The sequence below is a fragment of the Archangium sp. genome (assembly GCF_036389735.1).
GTDB lineage: Bacteria > Myxococcota > Myxococcia > Myxococcales > Myxococcaceae > Archangium.
On the sequence record NZ_DASVWK010000108.1, the window covers coordinates 1 to 17,098 of the forward strand.

Annotated in this window: 13 protein-coding genes and 1 pseudogene; 10 read left to right on the forward strand and 4 right to left on the reverse strand. The window is 66.9% G+C overall.

From position 1 onward, the window contains the following. The first annotated feature begins 292 nt into the window (after positions 1-292). From VF794_RS04215 to VF794_RS04255, 9 genes and pseudogenes are all read left to right on the forward strand, one after another. A complete protein-coding gene (locus VF794_RS04215) occupies positions 293-865 on the forward strand; it encodes a hypothetical protein (RefSeq protein WP_331107886.1) in 573 nt (190 codons plus the stop codon). Next, positions 852-1,229: a hypothetical protein gene (locus tag VF794_RS04220; protein WP_331107887.1), complete on the forward strand. Its 378-nt coding sequence runs from the start codon at positions 852-854 to the stop codon at positions 1,227-1,229. The genes VF794_RS04215 and VF794_RS04220 overlap by 14 nt, the downstream gene beginning before the upstream one ends. Beyond that, a complete protein-coding gene (locus tag VF794_RS04225) occupies positions 1,226-1,960 on the forward strand; it encodes an ImmA/IrrE family metallo-endopeptidase (RefSeq protein WP_331107888.1) in 735 nt (244 codons plus the stop codon). The genes VF794_RS04220 and VF794_RS04225 overlap by 4 nt, the downstream gene beginning before the upstream one ends. A 2-nt stretch (positions 1,961-1,962) precedes the next feature. Further along, positions 1,963-3,150: a hypothetical protein gene (locus tag VF794_RS04230; RefSeq protein ID WP_331107889.1), complete on the forward strand. Its 1,188-nt coding sequence runs from the start codon at positions 1,963-1,965 to the stop codon at positions 3,148-3,150. Between the two features lie 350 nt (positions 3,151-3,500). Further along, complete coding sequence (locus VF794_RS04235; protein ID WP_414640870.1) at positions 3,501-5,405, forward strand: ATP-binding protein; 1,905 nt, start codon at positions 3,501-3,503, stop codon at positions 5,403-5,405. 119 nt (positions 5,406-5,524) lie between these two features. Next, on the forward strand, positions 5,525-7,153 hold the full coding sequence (locus tag VF794_RS04240; RefSeq protein WP_331107890.1) for an adenylosuccinate synthetase: 1,629 nt from the start codon (positions 5,525-5,527) through the stop codon (positions 7,151-7,153). Continuing rightward, positions 7,150-7,827 carry a DUF7002 family protein gene (locus VF794_RS04245; RefSeq protein WP_414640871.1) on the forward strand — a complete coding sequence of 226 codons (678 nt, stop codon included), beginning with the start codon at positions 7,150-7,152 and terminating at the stop codon, positions 7,825-7,827. Before VF794_RS04240 ends, VF794_RS04245 begins: the two co-directional genes overlap by 4 nt. 78 nt (positions 7,828-7,905) lie before the next feature. Continuing rightward, a complete protein-coding gene (locus VF794_RS04250; RefSeq protein ID WP_331107892.1) occupies positions 7,906-8,109 on the forward strand; it encodes a YjzC family protein in 204 nt (67 codons plus the stop codon). A gap of 183 nt (positions 8,110-8,292) precedes the next feature. Further along, positions 8,293-9,112: pseudogene (locus VF794_RS04255) on the forward strand (IS5 family transposase). A 118-nt stretch (positions 9,113-9,230) separates the two neighbouring features. On the opposite strand, the gene VF794_RS04260 reads toward VF794_RS04255, so the two are convergent. From VF794_RS04260 to VF794_RS04275, 4 genes are all read right to left on the reverse strand, one after another. Continuing rightward, positions 9,231-12,476 (reverse strand): helicase HerA domain-containing protein, encoded by a 3,246-nt coding sequence (locus VF794_RS04260; RefSeq protein ID WP_331107893.1) that lies wholly within the window; start codon positions 12,474-12,476, stop codon positions 9,231-9,233. A 36-nt stretch (positions 12,477-12,512) separates the two neighbouring features. Then, positions 12,513-13,508 (reverse strand): hypothetical protein, encoded by a 996-nt coding sequence (locus VF794_RS04265; protein WP_331107894.1) that lies wholly within the window; start codon positions 13,506-13,508, stop codon positions 12,513-12,515. A 1-nt stretch (position 13,509) separates the two neighbouring features. After that, positions 13,510-14,340, reverse strand: a complete 831-nt coding sequence (locus VF794_RS04270) for an endonuclease domain-containing protein (protein ID WP_331107895.1) — start codon at positions 14,338-14,340, stop codon at positions 13,510-13,512. A 137-nt stretch (positions 14,341-14,477) separates the two neighbouring features. After that, positions 14,478-14,792, reverse strand: a complete 315-nt coding sequence (locus VF794_RS04275) for a hypothetical protein (protein ID WP_331107896.1) — start codon at positions 14,790-14,792, stop codon at positions 14,478-14,480. A 326-nt stretch (positions 14,793-15,118) separates the two neighbouring features. On the opposite strand from VF794_RS04275, the gene VF794_RS04280 reads away from it, so the two are divergent. Continuing rightward, positions 15,119-17,044: a WD40 repeat domain-containing protein gene (locus VF794_RS04280; RefSeq protein ID WP_331107897.1), complete on the forward strand. Its 1,926-nt coding sequence runs from the start codon at positions 15,119-15,121 to the stop codon at positions 17,042-17,044. Positions 17,045-17,098 lie beyond the last annotated feature (54 nt).

Here is a 17,098-nt window from a genome sequence, read left to right on the forward strand (position 1 = left end):
CGTCGTGCCGTGCCTTCAGGAAAAGATTCGAGGCCCGAGGCCCGAGTTCGCCGCGGTCCTTGTTTTTTGCCCGGACGGACGGAGCGGAGTGGGGTGCGTTTGTCAATCCCCCCAAAAGGGGGAGAGACGTCGGCCTCACGAAGGCTCCAACCTTGAACGCCACGCGCGACATGCCTGTCGAACTCCACGGTGTGGCCTCGAAGAGTGGAGGGGAGATGTACTGAACGCCTGGATGAACGAGTCCTGGCGAGGAGAGGGGATGCGCCATCCATCACCTGAAGAGGAAATGGTCTTGCACCAACGGCTCCTGGAGCACGATCCGTTGGCCTATTACGACGTCTTCCCGATGTACATGGAGCGGATCGCCAAGAAGCTGGAGGGGAGTGGCTACGACGTCGATGTCGCCCGCGATGCCGCCATTGATACGGTGGTGGCCTACCGGGAGAAGCCGGAGCGCTACGATCCCCGGAAGGTTCACCTGTTCACCTACATCATGGGGGTGGCCAGACATAAGGCGGAGGACCGGCGGCGCTCCGTCCAGGCGCGGGCCCAACGAGAAAAAAAACACGGCGATGTCGAACTCCTGCGGAGGACTCCGAAAGATCAGGTGGAGATGATGGAGGCCTACGTGAAGGTGAGGCAGCTCGTGGACTTGCTGGAAGAAGGGGAGGTTCTGAACGAGCGGGACCAGGCCATTCTCCGGCTCTTCCTGATGGGGGAGGGCTCGACCGAGGAGGTGGCGAAGGTCTTGCGGTTGCCCCCGATGCCCAAGGAGAAGCGGCAGTCGGAGGCAAAGCGGCACCGGGATCGCCTCCTGAAGCGGCTGGCGCGTTTCGGAAAGGAGGATTCAGATGACGACTCCTGAGTGGCTCAAGGTCGCGGCTCGACGCAGCGCGCAAGACCCCGTGTCGCTGGGCTACGTCTTCGAGCAATACCGGAAGCATGAAGGCAAATCCGCCGAGGAGCTCGCGGCGATGCTGGGCTGCTCTCTGGATGTGCTCGATGGGCTGTCCCTGTGCCGACGTCCCGAGCAGGCGCGTTTCGCCGAGCACCTGCGGATGATCGCGGAACGTTTCGCAGTGGATCCTCGTCGTCTCGCGGCGGTGCTCAGGCGGGTCGAAGTGTTGGATGTTCTTCCTGCGGACGGAGAGGGAGGGGCCGCCGTGCGTGAGGACTCCTACCTGCTGGCGGCGCGGGATCACTCCAATGACGACGAGACGAGCTCATGAGTGAAGGCTGGCTGCAGGAGGCCGTGAAGGACTGCGGCCTGCCCGCCTCCGCCGTGTTTCCCAGAGACCTGGCGGAGGACATTCCCCTGGTGTTGCCGCTCACCGTGGTGCCTCTGCCGGGCCTCACTCCCCGGAAGGGGCTCGCGTGGCTCGTGTCTCACAATCGCGCGCATGGGAGGCTTGAGGCGACGGATGAGCTCAAGCATGGGTTCACGGTGGCCCATACGGGCGTGGGCGTGCTCTTCCTGAACAGCGCGGACCCTCCGGATGAGCAGCGCTTCACGTTGGCGCATGAAGTGGCCCACTTTGTCCTCGACCATCTCCAACCCCGGTCTCGGGCCCTGCGTGCGCGGGGGGTGAGCATTCTCCCTGTGTTGAATGGTAGGCAGGAGCCCACCCTCTCTGAACAGTTGTTCTCGGCGCTTGAGCGTATTCCCTACCGCACCCAGTCCAACTTCATGGACCGCAATGACAAGGGAAAGCCCCGTACGGGGCAGGTGATGGAATCGGAGCTGCGCGCGGACCGTCTCGCCTTCGAGTTATTGGCGCCTCGGCAGGAGCTTCTTCCCCTGCTCAACCACGCGGGGCGGAAGGAGTTGGAGGCCGAGCTCATCTCCCGCTTCGGCCTGCCGGTGGCGGAGGCGCGGACCTACGCGTGGTGGCTGTTGTTGGAGCGGCCTTCTCGGCGCCCTTTCTTGACGTGCGTACCGGACGCTGAGGAGGGGAACTGATCATGGCTCGTGGCGGCACGGGGGGACCCGGGCGCTTCATCGGAGATGACGACTACCGGTCGAGCTTCAAGGAGGATCTGGAATCCACGATCGACCTCGACACCTGGTCGATGGGACTGGACATCGAGCAACTGATCGCCGACATCCGGTCCCAGATCTCCCATTCGGCGACCGCCGAGGATGCTATCCAGGCGACTGTCCGCACCGAGGTACTTCGCAAGCTCCAGGAGCACACCGGGCTCGACGTGGCAGGCGTCTACCCGGCGAGTGCGGAGCGGTTGCGGACGGTCTTCGAGGCCTTGTTGTTCCCGGGACGGGTCGAGGCCGTGGCCAGCATGGTCGCCTCCCATGACAGCTTGCCCCTGGGAATCATCCAGTTGGGTGTTGCCGTCGTGGGTTATGGCGGCACGTCTGGAACCTTTTCCCAGCGTCTCTTCCGCAAGGAGTTGTCCACGGGAAACGAGGATCCGGTCCGGGAGGCCATGGAGTGCATGGCCGAGCGTCACGAGCGCTCCGGGATGGGGCGCCGCGACCTTCTGTCCATGCTCGCGCGCCGGGGACTTCGGGACTACTCCGAGCGGGCCATCCTCCTGGACAAGGCCCAGGCGGAGTGGCGCATCGGCCAGGGCAATCCCTGCTCCCGGGAATTGCTTTCCGGTTCGGGCTATCCCCGCCTGTTGATGGCCTCGCTCAAGATGTTGGCCCGGCTCATCGGGAGGCACAAGAAGTTCGTGTTCGTTCCTCATGCCATGGAGGAGCGAGGCTACCTCACGCTCGGACACGCGCTTCAGCCAGGGGAATATGCCATCATCCGGACGCTCGAGTCCGACAGTGCCTATTTCGTCGAGCGTTGGAGCTATCCCAACGAGCAGATCCGGAGCGAGGTGCTCGCCTTCGTGAGGCAGTATTGCCGGGACATCCTCATTGGCCTCTTCCGGTCCTCCGAGCACGCGCCACCGTGTCTCTTCTTCGCGCACCGGGAGCATGTGCACGTCGCGGCGCACATCGTGATGGCGGACAGTCTCATCCACCCCAGGCGCGGCTTCCCTATGCTGCTCGAGGTCGCGGATTCCTCCTGCCGGGGCGTGTTTGGCACGGACTCTTTCCAGGGGCTCGTCCACGATGCCTACACGCGCGCGGGTGGCAAATACCAGTATTTCAATGAACGCCACTGGCGGCGGCGGGAGTAGACATGGCGGATGACAATGTTCCCAAGTTCTCGGGGGGCGCGCAGGGCAACAAGCCCTCGCGCGTCGTGGGAGGAGATCCCCGAGAGGTTCCCCACCCCGCCGAGGGAGTCCTGCCCCAAAGGCCCACGCGTCCGGGGGGGGCCGCGGGAGGTCGGCCACCCACGACGACGTCCCCTCCGAATGCTGGTACACGTCAGGCGCCTCGGCCCGATGCTCGGGTACAGGTGACTCCTGGCAGGGCCGTGCCTTCTCCGGGCGCGAGCGCTCCTCGGAACGAGGCACCCCGTTCCGCACCACCGCCAGCGGCCCGGGCCCGGCAGCCTCCGCCGCCCGACGGCAACCCCAACGAGGTGGCCCGGAATCTTCCCGAGGCGGAGCTCGATACCTTCACCGAGCTGCGCTTCCAGGCGGATGCGGTCGCGGCGGAGCTGGACCCCGAGCTCGAGAAGGCGGTGGCATTCACGCATTTCGACACCGCGTCGAGCCAGGACAACCTCATCACCGTGCTGATGACCCGGGACGATCTACACAAGTTGCCTTCGCAGACGCTTGTGCGGGTGAAGTCCCTGGAAGACAAGCGCTCCTATCTGGGCGTGGTCGTCCGCGGTCCCTTCTCCGAGCCGGATGCCGTGGCCGCCAATTCCACCATCGCCGTGGGCGTGGTCGTCCAGGGCAAGAAGCTCTCCTATACCTTCGACTACCACGGGCGGGCCGAGATCGAGATCCTCGGGGAGGAGAGCGAAGACGGCCAGCTGGTTCCCCCCGGCCACCGTCCCCGTCCCAAGAGCCCCGTCTTCCTGCTGGATGACGAAGAGAGCGAGCACGTCCTGGGGATGAAGGGCGAGATGTGTCTTGGAATGGTGGTGGGCTACAAGGAGATGGAGGCCCGTATCGATGCCCTGGACAAGTCCGTCCTGCCTCGCCATACGGGTATCATCGGGACAACGGGCGGTGGCAAGTCCACCACCGTCGCGACGCTCATCCACCGTGCCCAGTCCTCTGGAGTCGCCACCATCGTCTTCGATGTGGAAGGTGAGTACACCCATGTGGACCAGGCCACCGACGAGCCGGCGATGCTCGCGGCACTCGCGCGCAGGAGGCAAAAGCCCGAGGGCGTGAAGGATCTGCACATCCATCACCTGACCGGTCGTTCCACTCGCAACCGCCGTCACAAGCACCGGCATTCTTTCGCGTTGAACTTCTCGAGCCTCTCGCCCCACGCCATCGCGGAGATTCTCGAGATGACGGATGCGCAGCTGGAGCGTTTCCACAAGGCCTACGAGGTCACGAAGCTGTTGTTGGAAGAGCTCAAGATCTTCCCGAAGACTCCCGACGAGCAGCAGCAGTTGCTGGAGCTCGATGATCTGTCCACGGGCTATCCGCGCATGACCCTCCAGCACCTTCTGGATGTCGTGAGCGCGTACATGTATGCCCTGAACAGTGAGGGAAAAGCCGAGAGCAAGGCCAAGGCCAAGGGCACCTCCCGGCAGACGCAGTTGTTGCCCGGTGAGAGCACCGAGGAGCCGGCCGCCGAGGTGGCGCCCTCCCAAAGTCCTCAGCTCTTCAGCGAGTTCAATCAGCACCAGCACCGGGTTCTGGCCCGGGTGCATGAGCATATCATTCGGAACGAGGTGAGTTGGCGGGCCTTGTTTGGCAGGCTCCTGCGCTTGCGGCGCCTGAAGATCTTCGACGTGGGCGCACCGGGCGTTGATTACGACTCCATGCTGACCCCGGGGCGGGTGTCGGTGATCGATCTGTCGGACACGGACTCGCCCCAGCTCAACAACCTCGTCATCGCCGACATCCTTCGGGGGCTCGAGGGGCGCCAGGAGGAGCGCTGCCAGCAGGCCCAGGAGCAGAACCGCCCCATCGACCCGGCCCTCATCATCATCGAGGAGGCTCACGAGTTCCTCTCGGCCAGTCGCATCGCGCAGATGAAGGTGCTCTTCGAGCAGGTGGCCCGTATCGCCAAGCGCGGCCGCAAGCGCTGGTTGGGGCTCGTCTTCGTCACCCAGTTGCCCCAGCACCTGCCCAACGAGGTGCTCGGCCTGCTCAACAACTTCATCATCCACAAGATGACCGACAGTACCGTCATTTCCCGGATGCAGAAGTCCGTGGGCGGGATCGACGAGAGTCTCTGGGGCCGCGTCCCCCGGCTGGCCCCCGGTCAGGCCATCGCCTCGTTCAGTTCCTTCAAGCGGCCCCTGATGATCGCCGTGGACCCCGCTCCCGTGAAGCGGTTGCTCGTGGACTAATCCCTTCGAGAGCCGCCTGCTCGCTCGTGCTGGTGCTCTGAGGAGATACCCCCCGAAAGGGGGATGGGCCCTCGACGACGCCTTTCCTATTTGTGTGGAACTGGGAGGTGCGAATGTCGATGGGAGAGCGAGTCCTTGTGATTTCGGGTCCGATTGGAGCGGGTAAGTCCACGCTCGCCCAGGGACTCGTCAGTCGCCACGGAGCACATCGCGTCAGCTCTCGGGAGTTGTTGCTCGCGCGCCTGGGAGGAGGCAGCGGGGATCGACGCTCGCTCCAGGAGGCGGGCGCGGCGCTGGATCGGGAGACGGGTGGGCGCTGGGTGGCGGACAGCGTGAAGGAAGTCCTTCGGCGGCAGGAGGGGCCCCCCCGTCCGCTCGTCGTGGATTCCGTCCGCGTTGCATCCCAGGTGGAGGCCCTGCGAAGAGCCTTGGGGTCCCGAGTGATTCATGTGCACTTGTCCGCGCCAGAGCAGGAGCTCGCGGCGCGGTACGAGCGACGGCGTTCGCGCGCGGTGTCCGATACCGAGTGCTCCTCGTTCGAAGAGGCCCGCGCCGATACCACGGAGCGTGGGGTGGAGGCGCTCGCGGACTTCGCTGACTTGGTGCTGAACACACAGCGGTATCCCTCGGAGGCTGTGCTCGTCCAGGTCGCATGCCTGCTCGGGTTGTTCGGTCGAGACGTGGAGCGGCTCGTCGACGTGCTGGTGGGAGGCCAGTATGGAAGCGAGGGCAAGGGCCAGATCGCCTCCTATATCGCACCCGAATACGACGTCCTGGTGCGTGTGGGGGGGCCCAATGCCGGACATCGCGTGTACGAGGATCTGGTGCCCTATACCTTCCACCTTCTTCCGTCGGGGACACGGGTGGCGCCCCAGGCGCGAGTAGTGCTGGGTCCTGGCGCCACTCTCTCGCTGACGGCTCTTCGTCAGGAGATCACCGACTGTCGACTCGAACCGGGGCGGCTCTTCATCGATCCCCAGGCGCTTCTCATCGAGCCCTCGGACGTCACGTTCGAGGAGGAGTCCTTGCGCAAGCAGATTGCGTCGACGGCACGCGGTGTGGGCGCCGCGACGGCGCGCAAGGTGCTGCGTACGGCGGCGCAGCCAGCTGTCCGGCTCGCGAAGGACGTCGAGGAACTCGGGCCCTTTCTCCGTCCCACGCGGGAGGTGCTGGAGGACACCTATGCGCGTGGGGGCAGGGTCCTCGTCGAGGGCACCCAGGGGGCGGGCTTGAGCTTGCACCATGGGGATTATCCGTATGTGACCTCGCGGGACACGACGGCGAGCGGGTGTCTGGCGGAGGCGGGCATTGCTCCAGGGAGGGTGCGCAAGACTCTACTGGTCTGCCGCACCTATCCCATTCGGGTGCAGAACCCCGACGGAGGCAGCGGCACCTCGGGACCCATGGTCGGAGAGCTTTCCTGGGAGGAGATCGCCCGGCGCTCGGGCTTGCCTCTGGACGAGTTGCTGTCTCAGGAGCGTACCTCGACGACGAACCGTCAGCGGCGGGTCTCCGAGTTCGATTGGGTCCTGCTGCGCAAGGCCGCCTCGCTCAACGCCCCCACGGACGTGGTGCTGACCTTCGTGGACTACCTCGCCGCGAGCAACCGGTCCGCCCGGCGCTTCGAGCAATTGACTCCCGAGGCGCACCGCTTCATCGAAGGCATCACGCGGGTCGCCCAGGCCCCGGTATCGATCCTGTCCACGGGTTTTGGTTTCCGGAACATCCTCGACAGGAGGGCGTGGTGAGTGGCATTCGTGCGGAGGCCTTCGCCAAGCGTTTTCCCCGCCTCTTCCACATGGCGGAGGCAGGGAGCTGGCCGAGCATCCAACACCATGGGCTGCTGAGCACCTCAGCCCTCCTAGATCTCTTCGAGGTGCGGGGCGAGCCGCGGGTGGCATTGGAAGCACGGCATCGGCCCGAGTCGGTCACGCTCCATCACTCCCGGCACGGGACCGCAGTCGTTCGAGACCAGAAACCCATGGATGACCGAGGGCTTCTGCGGAGTCTGAGCGGGGGTCTGTCTCCGACGGATTGGTACCAGTTCCTCAACGCCCGGGTGTTCTTCTGGGTCAGCCGCGAGCGGCTCACGAAGCTCCTCAATGCCCGGGCGTACCGTGACAAGCGACAGACGGTGCTGACGGTGGACACCGCGCGGCTGCTGGCTCGCCATGAGGAGCGCGTCCTGCTATCCCCCCTCAACAGTGGGGCGACGAAGCCGTTCCCCGCGCCGCGTGGACCGGACACCTTCCTGCCGATGGCGCGGTACTCGTTCTCTTACTGGGACCAGAAGCGCAAGCGCAGGGAGCCGGTGGTCGAGCTGACCGTCACTCATTCCGTGCCAGACATCCGGGACTTCGTGCTCCGTGTCGAGGAGTACGTGGGGGGCCAGCCAGACACGCTGATCTTCGAGGCGAGGTGAGCGATCCCCCCGAACGAGGGATATGCGTCTCTGTGTCCGGTCTCTACCTTGTGTCTTGAGACAACCAAGGAGAAGCCAATGGCAACCGTGGGACAGGAGTTCAAGACGGGTGCGAAGTGCGAGACCAAGGGCTCATACACGTTCGTTCGATACGTGGACGAGCCGCAAACCCCCGCACCGACGAGCAATGAGCGGGACATTCCTCTCGACAAGGGGGACACGTTCCCTCCCATCAAATCCCAGAACAGGGCAGCTTGGTGGAGGCTCACCCGTCTGACGTAGATGGCGAGCGTCGGAGCCCGTGTGCTCTGACGCTCGAATGCGACCGGTGGACGAGCCGTTCATCCGCTCCCGGATGCTGGTCACCTCGCGGTGTCCACGCCATCGAGAATCCCGGCACCGTTACGCTTCCGGCTAGGACGTGTCCGCAAAATAGGTCGAGGCCTGCCCGGTGTTGAAGTGGGCATGAGCCGTGGAGAGTTGACCGACGCCCAATGGGAGAGGCTAGCCGGCCTGCTGCCGCCGCAGCGACCGGCCAGGGGCCGCCCGAATAAGGACCACCGGGTGGTGCTCGATGGCATCTGCTGGGTGCTGCGCACGGGAGCCCCCTGGCGTGACGTCCCCCGGCAGCGCTTCGGCAGCTGGAAGACGCTCAGCAGCCGCTTCTACCGCTGGAAGGAGGCGGGCGTGTGGGCCCGCGTGCTGCGCCAGCTCCAAGCCGAAGCGCATGAGGACGGGCGGCTGGACTGGACGCTCAACTACATGGACGCCAGCGTCATCCGAGCCCACCAGCACGCAGCCGGCGCACGCGGCACGCCGGCAAAAGGGGGGAGGCCGAAGCGCTCGGTAGAAGCCAGGGGGCTTCTCAACCAAGCTGCACGTCCGGGCGGAGGGCAAGGGCCGCCCGCTCGTCTTCGCACTGACGGCAGGTCAGCGACACGAGACACAGGCCTTCGGTGCGTTGATGGCGGGCGGAGGTGTACCGCGTGCCCACTCGCCCGGCGCGCCGCGCCGTCTGCCCGACGCGCTCGTGGGCGACAAGGGTTACAGCTACGAGAGCATCCGGACCTGGTGCCGAGAGCACGGCGTGCAGCCCATCATCCCCACCCGCTCGGACCAGCCGCGCCAGCGCACCTTCCGGCACGCTGCCTACCGCAAGCGGTGCCGCGTGGAATGCCTCTTCAACCACCTCAAGCAGAATCGCCGGTTGGCGACGCGTTATGAGAAGCGCGCCGCCAACTATCTAGCGATGGTTCACATCGCCTCCATCCGGCTCTGGCTCTAATTTGCGGACACGCCCTAGTTCCGACTGACGCCGCGCGTCGGAGCTTACGAGAACAGGAGGCGCAGGTGGGTCGCAGCCCCGCGCCGGAGCAGTGACGGGGCGGCATCCCCACAGGAGGTCAGGAACCCGTGTGCTGTGCGTCAAAGCCAGGCTGCGTGCGAGCGGCGAGGCGCAGCAGCTCGTCATCGGAGAGCTGCTCGGTGGAGAGCGCGGAGGGCTCGGCCTTGACGCGATCCACCCTGCCGTCGCGGGCGACGTGGAACTCACCGGTGCCCTGGCCGGGAATTTTCGACACATCCACGCGGGCTTCGCTGAGCATGGGCTTCATCTTGTCCAGTGCGGTCTTCTCCTTCACGCGGCCGACGAGCCAGGCGCGGATGGTGTCGCGGCACTTGTAGTCGAAGTCGCCGGGGCTCTGGGTTGCGAGCATCAGGCCCAGGCCCGCCGAGCGCGCGCGCTTGAGCAGGTTCTCCATCGGCTGCTTGGTGGAGGGCTGGCGCATCGCGGGCAGATACAGGTCCGCCTCGTCGAACATCAACACGGCTTGCAGCCCATTGGAGGGATTGCGATTGAGCCAGCGCGTCACCTCGATGAGGAGCTGGGACACCCAGAAGAGGACGTTGTTGTTGTCCCCGAGGAACTTGGTGCTCAGGATGCTCAGGCGCGTCCGGCCGGGCTTGGTGTGGAGGCCACGGCCGAGCAGCAGGTCCATGTCGAGCTTCTCGGCCGCGGTGCCCATGAGCAGCTTAGCGTCGATGCGCAGCCGGTCCAGGTCATCGGCGAGCTTGTCGAACAGCTTCATGTCCAGCCGGCCCGCAGCGTTCACCAGCCGCGGATCCTTGCTCCCGATGAACTTGACCAGACTCTCCAGGGTGACGCTCTCCTGGGTGAGCTGCACGTACTGATCGAGCGCCTGCGCCAGCAGGGTGCGGCTGGACTTGTCGCGAGGGCTCTGCCGGTAATCCAGCATGCCGGACAGCGCCTCGGCGGCGTGACGGGTGGCCTGCTGCCGGTCGAAGTCCGAGAGCGAGGCGAGCCCATCCGGGACGATGGGAATCCCCAGCGGGCGGCCGTGGGGATGGCCGGGAGTGAAGAGGGCCACGTCGACCCGCTCGTGCAGCAGAGCCCGGCGCTCAGCGCGGCGCGCGTCCTCGATGGGGTTCGTCCAGAAGGACTCGGCGGCGTAGCCGGCGAGGTCTCCCTTGCGATCCACCAGGATGGCGGGGATCCCCTGGAGCAGGAGCTGCTCCACGATGTTGAGCGCGAGCGTCGTCTTGCCACTACCGGAGCCGCCGAGGAACGCGGAGTGCCGGGTCATCTCATCGGGCGTAAAGAGGACGGGCTCGCGCAGCAGGCTGTCCACCTCGCCGATGCGGATCGGCTCGCGCTTGCGCGGAGGGGCGGGAGGGCTGGCTACCACGGGCGCGGAGACGGGCGGCTCGGAGCGGGGCGCGGGCCGGGGGGCCTCGGACACGGAGACTGGGGGCACACCGAAGGGAGGTGTGATGGCCTGGGGCGGCGGCGTGGGAGCGAGCCGGGTCCGCGCGGCGGCGGGGCTCCCAGCGGAACGTAGGTGCTCCAGGTCGAGGATGTCGCGCAGCGGCTTGAGCTGGGTGAGGGGCCGAGCCGTGTGCAGCCAGGTGGCGAAGTCGGGACGCGACTCGTTGTGTTGGCGGAACTCGCGCAGAGCGACCAGGGTGCGGCAGTCGCTGTCCTCCAGCACCGCACGGCGTCCCCCCTTGCTGATGAGCTTGCCGAGCTCGATTGCGGTGGTGGCCTTTGGGTTGCTCGGGAAGTCGCTGGTGCGCACGACCACGGGCGTGATGCCCCCCTTGGCCTGCTTCCGGGCCATCTCGATCTGGTTCGCGAGCCCTCCGCGCTGGGTGCCCTTGTTGCACAGCGTCACGCGCAGTCGCTGCGCTCCCGGGGACACGTCCACGTGGACGGCCTCTCCCTCGGTGCGGACGTCGAAGCGGTGGCCGGTGTCCAGCTCGTCCACGCTCGCCCGGAGGGCCCAGACGAGGAGCTCGGCGAGCTGCGCGTCCTCCTCGGGCGGTGGCGTGGAGTGCGTAGAGCGGAAGTCGTTCCACGCCTGGTCCAGCTCCAGCCTCTTCTTCTCCGTCTCCCCCGTCATGGAATGGGCGCTCTGCGGGGCCTTGTCGTCCTGCAGGGGGAATCGCTCTGGCGGCGCCCCGTCACGGATGGCCCGTTCACGCCAGCGCCGGCACGCATCGAGCACCTCGCGCGTGCTCAAGCCGGAGAGCGCCTCGAAGCCCTCGTGGGGGAAGGGGTAGGTGGGCTCGGACGGGTCGAAGGGCGCGTCCTCCACCGAGTACAGGTGCTCCAGGCGGCGCTCGGTGATGAGCCGTGCCTCCTCGGCCGTGCGCAGGTGCCCCAGTTTGATGGTGTCCGGATCGCGCTCGATGCGGTCCAGGATGGACTTTGTGAGGTGGCCGCGCAGGCCCGCCCAGAAGTTGTGCAGGCAGCTGATGACGATGACGGACGAGGGCGCGCGCTCCGCGAAATCACAGAGCATGTGCATGGCCCGCCGGAAGGACTGCGGATTGGCCGCCTCGACGTCGTCGAAGCCCTCGAGCTGGTCCACGCACAGCACGAGTGACTGGCTGAGCGCCGCCGCGAGTCGGCCCAGGTGCTCCACCATCTCCTGGGGGTGGTTATCATGGATGCGCGGCACCAGCCCGCCGAGCACCTTGCGATCGTTGTCGGACAAGTCCTCGCAGCGCAGGTACTTGAGGACGCGACCGCGGATGCGCGTGTCCTCGCGCTGGAGGAAGAGGAGCGCGCGCAGTAGGTCCAGGTCGAGCTTCTTGAAGCGTGGTTGCTTCTGGAGATCGTCCGCGGCGAACTCCACCAGCTTGGGAATCTCCTCGGCATCCGCCTCGGGGTCCGCGAGCATGGCGGCCACCGGGCCGCACTGGGAGAGTAGCGCGTCGGAGAGCTTCTGCAGGCCGGAGCGGGACTCGGTGGGCTCGCGGTAGGGCTGGTCGAGCGAGTCGATGAGGTTGGAAAGGACGTAGCGCCCGTAGTTGGACGTGGACGTCGTCATCTGCATGTAGCCCACGAAGCCGAGCGAGTTCGCATGGGCCATGGCGCGGAAGGCGCGCAGCAGGTGCGTCTTGCCGCAGCCCGAGTCGCCGAGCAGCAGCAGGATGCGCCCCGAGTCCAGTCCGGGCGGAGTCGTGGCGCGCTGGAGCAGGCGCTCAAAGGAGGTGCGAGCCTCCTGGTGCACCGTCTCCACGTCGAAGGGATCCTCCCGCCAGAGCTCGTGGCGGTGCTGGATGGAGTGAAAGACCTCGGTGCGGTCCGACAGGAAGGCGGCGAGGCGGAGATCGGTCTGGGTCATCGGCTATACCCCGGGTGACTGACGAGCAGTGGCGCGTTACAGGGCGATGAAGTGGAAGGTGGCGCCGAGGTGGCGGATCTCCGAGGTGGCGACATCCGATGGATCCATCAGCTCGACCATGTCTGCGCGGCTCAGGGACAGGAGGCGCTTCTGGTTGGCCTCGACGAGCCGGTTCTTGAAGGACTGCTCGTCCAGGCCGTGCTCGCGCATGGCGCGCCAGACATGCGAGATGAATACCCGGTCCTCCCCGAAGCGGCCGGTGGCCGAGTTGCGCGCGGTGTGCAGCACGCGCTCGACGAAGGCGGGGAGGCCGTCCTTGGTGGGGCGGGGGGCGGGCGCGGAGTCGCGAGAGGGCGCGGAGGAAGGAAGGGGCTCTGCGGTGGGGAGGAGCCAGGACTGGAAGGCGGCGAGGCGGAGGCTCTCCGCTTCCGTGCGGCGCGCGCCGACGCTCCGGGCCGCGAGCTGCTCCATGGCCTGCGAGGGCTTCACCTCGCGTGAGGCCTGGAGCACCTTGCCAAGCAGGAAGGACTGCACGGCGGCCAGGGTGAAGGGCTTGTCCGTCTCGACGCTGAGTTGCTTCCAGCACAGCTCGTCACGCACTTGGGCGAGGCTCCGGGTGCCGACCCCGTCGAGCCCGAGCTGCTTCTGCACGAGCACCGCGCGCAGGCCGCTGGCGGTGCCGAGTTGCTTCAGGTTGGCGTGGGAGGCGGGCAGTCCCAGCGCGCGCGCCGTCAGGTAGGTGAGCCGCAGCTTCTTCCAGGTGAGCCCCTTGGGCAGACGCTGCTCCCCGATGAACTCCAGCGCCTTGGCGCGTCCCTCGCGGGTAAGGACCAGGCCCTTGCGCGCCGTCTGCTGGACGAGCCCGCCGGACTCGAGCGCCGCGAGCGTCTCGTCGAGCTGCGTGCTCCACTCGCCGCTGCTCCAGCGGTGCTCGGCGAAGGGTTTGAGCGCGCGGGACACGTCACCGCGCGCGCCCTTCCCCTCCGCACGGGTCAACATCCACACGAGCACCAGCTCTCCGAGGCGAGACACCTCATTCCCCTCCATCTGTTTCCTCCATGTGCCGCGCGGATCCACTCGCGGCGTCACTCCGTTGTGAGATGACTTCCCGGATGGTGTCACGGATTTGCTCCAGCCGCGCAACCACATCGTTGGCGAGGAAGCGTAGCACCAGGTAGCCGTGCTGTTGCAGGGCGAGGTCCTTGCGCCTGTCCCGCCGGTAGGCGGTCGCATCCTGGAAGTGATAGTAGCCGTCGATCTCGATGGCCACGCGCAGCTGGCGCGAGAGGAAGTCCACCTCCACCGGCCGGTTGTTGATCCGGAACCCGGCCCGCTCGTTGTTCTCGAAGAGGCCCTGGGTATCAGGAAGCGAGTCGAGCAACTGGCGCAGGAAGCGCTCGGCGCTGCTGCGGGCACGATCCGCGGCCTCGGGCCCGCGGGTGGCGGTCTCCTGCTCGCGGGCCGCCTGGGCGTAGTGGCTCAGCACCTCGTCTGGAACCCCCTCGGCCACCAGCCGGGCGAGCGACCCAGAGAGGGCCCCCGTCGCGCTGACGCCGAGCGCCTCCAGCTTGCGATTCACCTGCTCGGGCGAGGGGGCCTGCAACTCCAGCAGGCCCTCTCGCACGAGGGCCCGAGCCTGGCTCTCGGCGGCCCGTAGATAAGTGTCGAGCGCGGGCCGCTCCACCTGTAGGGCCACGACGAGCGAAGGCACGGCATCACAGAGCCTGGTGGCCACTCGAGCCGCATGGGCGAGCCATTTGGGGCCGGAACCGGAGAGCAGGAGCGCTGGGGCCGTGCCCGCCGGGACAAGCGCGTGCAGCGCCGCGAGCGCGCGGATGGAGTCCCGCTCACAGGCCTCGAACACAGCGTCGAGAGGCTCCCGGGAATTGTGGACAACTTGTGGTTGGAGCAGGCACCTGCACGCGGCGGAGACATCGCCGCTGGGAAGGGAGGGGAACAGCTCGTGGAGGAGGACGCCTCGCTCGTGCGCTGTTTTTCCCTCTAAACGTGAGAGCAACTCGCCCGGGGGAGGCCCGCGGCGGTGCCCAGGAAGTCCGCTGCATCGGCCTCGAGGTTCCGGGAGCGGGTGAGGACCGCTGTCCACTCGCGGATGACCTTGGCCTCGCTCACGTCGCGCGAGACACAGAGGGCCTGGTGGCGCGAGTCGAGCCAGTTGCGCCAGAGAGACATGGTGCCACCGGGAGGGCCGGTGAGCACGGAGAGCGTGGGGATGCCCTGTTTGCGTCGGCGCTGGTGCCGTTCCAGCTCGTGCAGGGCGAAGGCGTTGCTCCGGGTGTTGTCTCTGGCGAGGGGCACGGACCCGAGCGTCCTTGAAATCGAGGCACTGCATCAAGGGGGGCCACCCCCGCCGGGTTGGTGGTATGTCAACCGCGTCACCTGGAATCTCCCCCACCCCGGTGCTTTTTCTCTCGCGCGCCCGCCTCCGGGCGTCTACTCGCAGGGCAGGGCTGGCTCGCGCGGCACGCTGAGCGAGAGCCGTTCGACACCGAGCCGCTCGACCTGGGGATGCTCTAGGCTCCGAGGTCGGCACGTGCTCCCGAGTCCTGAGGCCTCGGGGGGCGGCACATGGATGGCCCGTATCGTGAGGAGTCAGGAGCGCTCTGGTAACATACCGGGTTGGCATGGCCAGCGACATCATCGACTTCCAGGCGGAACGGGGACGCCACGAGTCACTGCTCGGACGAGCGGACGTGATGGCCGAGCTGAATGCGCTCCTGTTGGGCGGTGCGTCACGCGGGTGGGTGCTGGTCAAGGGCGGGCCTGGGATGGGCAAGAGCGCGCTGCTGGCCGAGTGGTTGACGCAGCGGGAGCGCGCGGGGCTGCCGGTGCCGCCGCACCACTTCCTCCGGCGCGGCGTGGAGGACTGGGACCGGCCCGAGGTGGTGAAGCGCAACCTCGTGGCGCAGGTGGAGAATCTGTACCCCGAGCTGGCCGACTCGACGGCCCGGCCCGAGTCGCGCCTGCGGGAGCTGTTGCAGCGGGTCTCGGACCAGAGGCTGAAGCCCCGCAACGAGCGGCTGGTGCTGGTGGTGGATGGTCTCGACGAGGTCGAAGGGGAGTCGGACGGCTCCAACCCACTGACTCGCTTCCTGCCGCATGTGTTGCCATCCGGGGTGAAATTCCTGTGTGCATCGAAGCCCACGTACCCGAACCTGAGCTGGCTGGAAGCGCGGGAGGGCGTTCGCACCATCGACTTGGATGGCGAGCGGTGGGCAGGTTCGAACAAGAACGTGGTGCGCCAGTACTGGGAGCACGTGGCGCCCCGGTTCTTGCCTCCGCTGGCACCGGCCTTCGTGAAAGAGGCCGTGCAGCGGGCCGAAGGCAACGTGCTCTACGCGGTGAAGTTGGCGGAGTGGTTGCAGGAGCAGCCCGTGGAGAAGCGATGGACCGAGCTGCTGCCGCGGGGTCTGGAAGCGCTGCTCGATGAGAACTGGGTGCGAATCCAGCAACTGCCCGGTGAGCTCCGCAAGCTGGTGATCGAGGGCCTGGGCGTGGTGGCGGTGGCGCGCGAGGCGCTGCCATTGTCGCTCCTCGCGGCGGTGGCCCAGTGGAAGGACTGGGAGGACGGTGAGCGCTTCCTGCGTGTGGCGCGCTCGTTTCTCCTCGAGGAGTCGGGGCACGAGAGAGGCGAGAAGGCTTGGCGGCCCTTCCACGAATCCTTCCGGAGCTTCATCCTGTCGAAGCTTGGCCGCGAGCGGGTGCGGGAGGTGCACCGGCGACTGGCGGAATACCTGTGCCGGCCGCCGGGAGAGAGCTCTGACCGGGGCTTTCGCTGGAGCTATGCCTTGCGCCATGGCGTGACGCATTGGCTGACAATCGACAGATGGGAGCAGGCGCTCGGGCTCTTCACGCACCTCGGCTACCTCGCGGAGAAGTGCCGGGTGGCTGGAGTTCTCTCGCTCGAGGATGCGTTGCTGGAGGCAACGGTGGCGGGCCCCGAGGACGAGCGGGAGATTCCCAGAGCCCTTCTTCGTGCCGTCCAGGCCGAGTCACATCATTTGAGGACGGAGCCAGGGTCGCTGCCCCTGCTTGTCTACAATCGGCTGCGCTCCTCGGGGTGGGCGAAAACGCGGATTGAAAAGACGTTGTGCTTTCCAGACGGGTTGCCCGCGCTTCGTCTGCGGCATCCCGTGAAGACAGGAGGGAATGCGCGCACGCTAGAGGGCCACGAGGCGGGTGTGAATGGGTGCGTGGTGACGCCAGACGGGCGGCACGTGGTGTCGGCGTCCGATGATGGCTCGTTGAAGGTGTGGGAACTGGAGACGGGGCGGGTGGTGGCCACGCTGGAAGGCCACGGGGCGGGTGTGAATGGGTGCGTGGTGACGCCGGACGGTCGGCACGTGGTCTCTGTGTCCTGGAACAAGACGAAGGTGTGGGAACTGGAGACGGGGCGGGAGGTGGCCACGCTGGAGGGCCACGAGGCGTTTGTACAGGGTTGCGCGGTGACGCCGGATGGTCGGCACGTGGTGTCCGCGTCCGAGGACGGCACGTTGACAGTGTGGGCGTGGGAGACGGGGCGGGAGGTAGTCACACTGAAGGGCCACTAGGCGAGTGTGACGGGGTGTGCGGTGACGCCGGACGGGCGGCACGTGGTCTCGGCC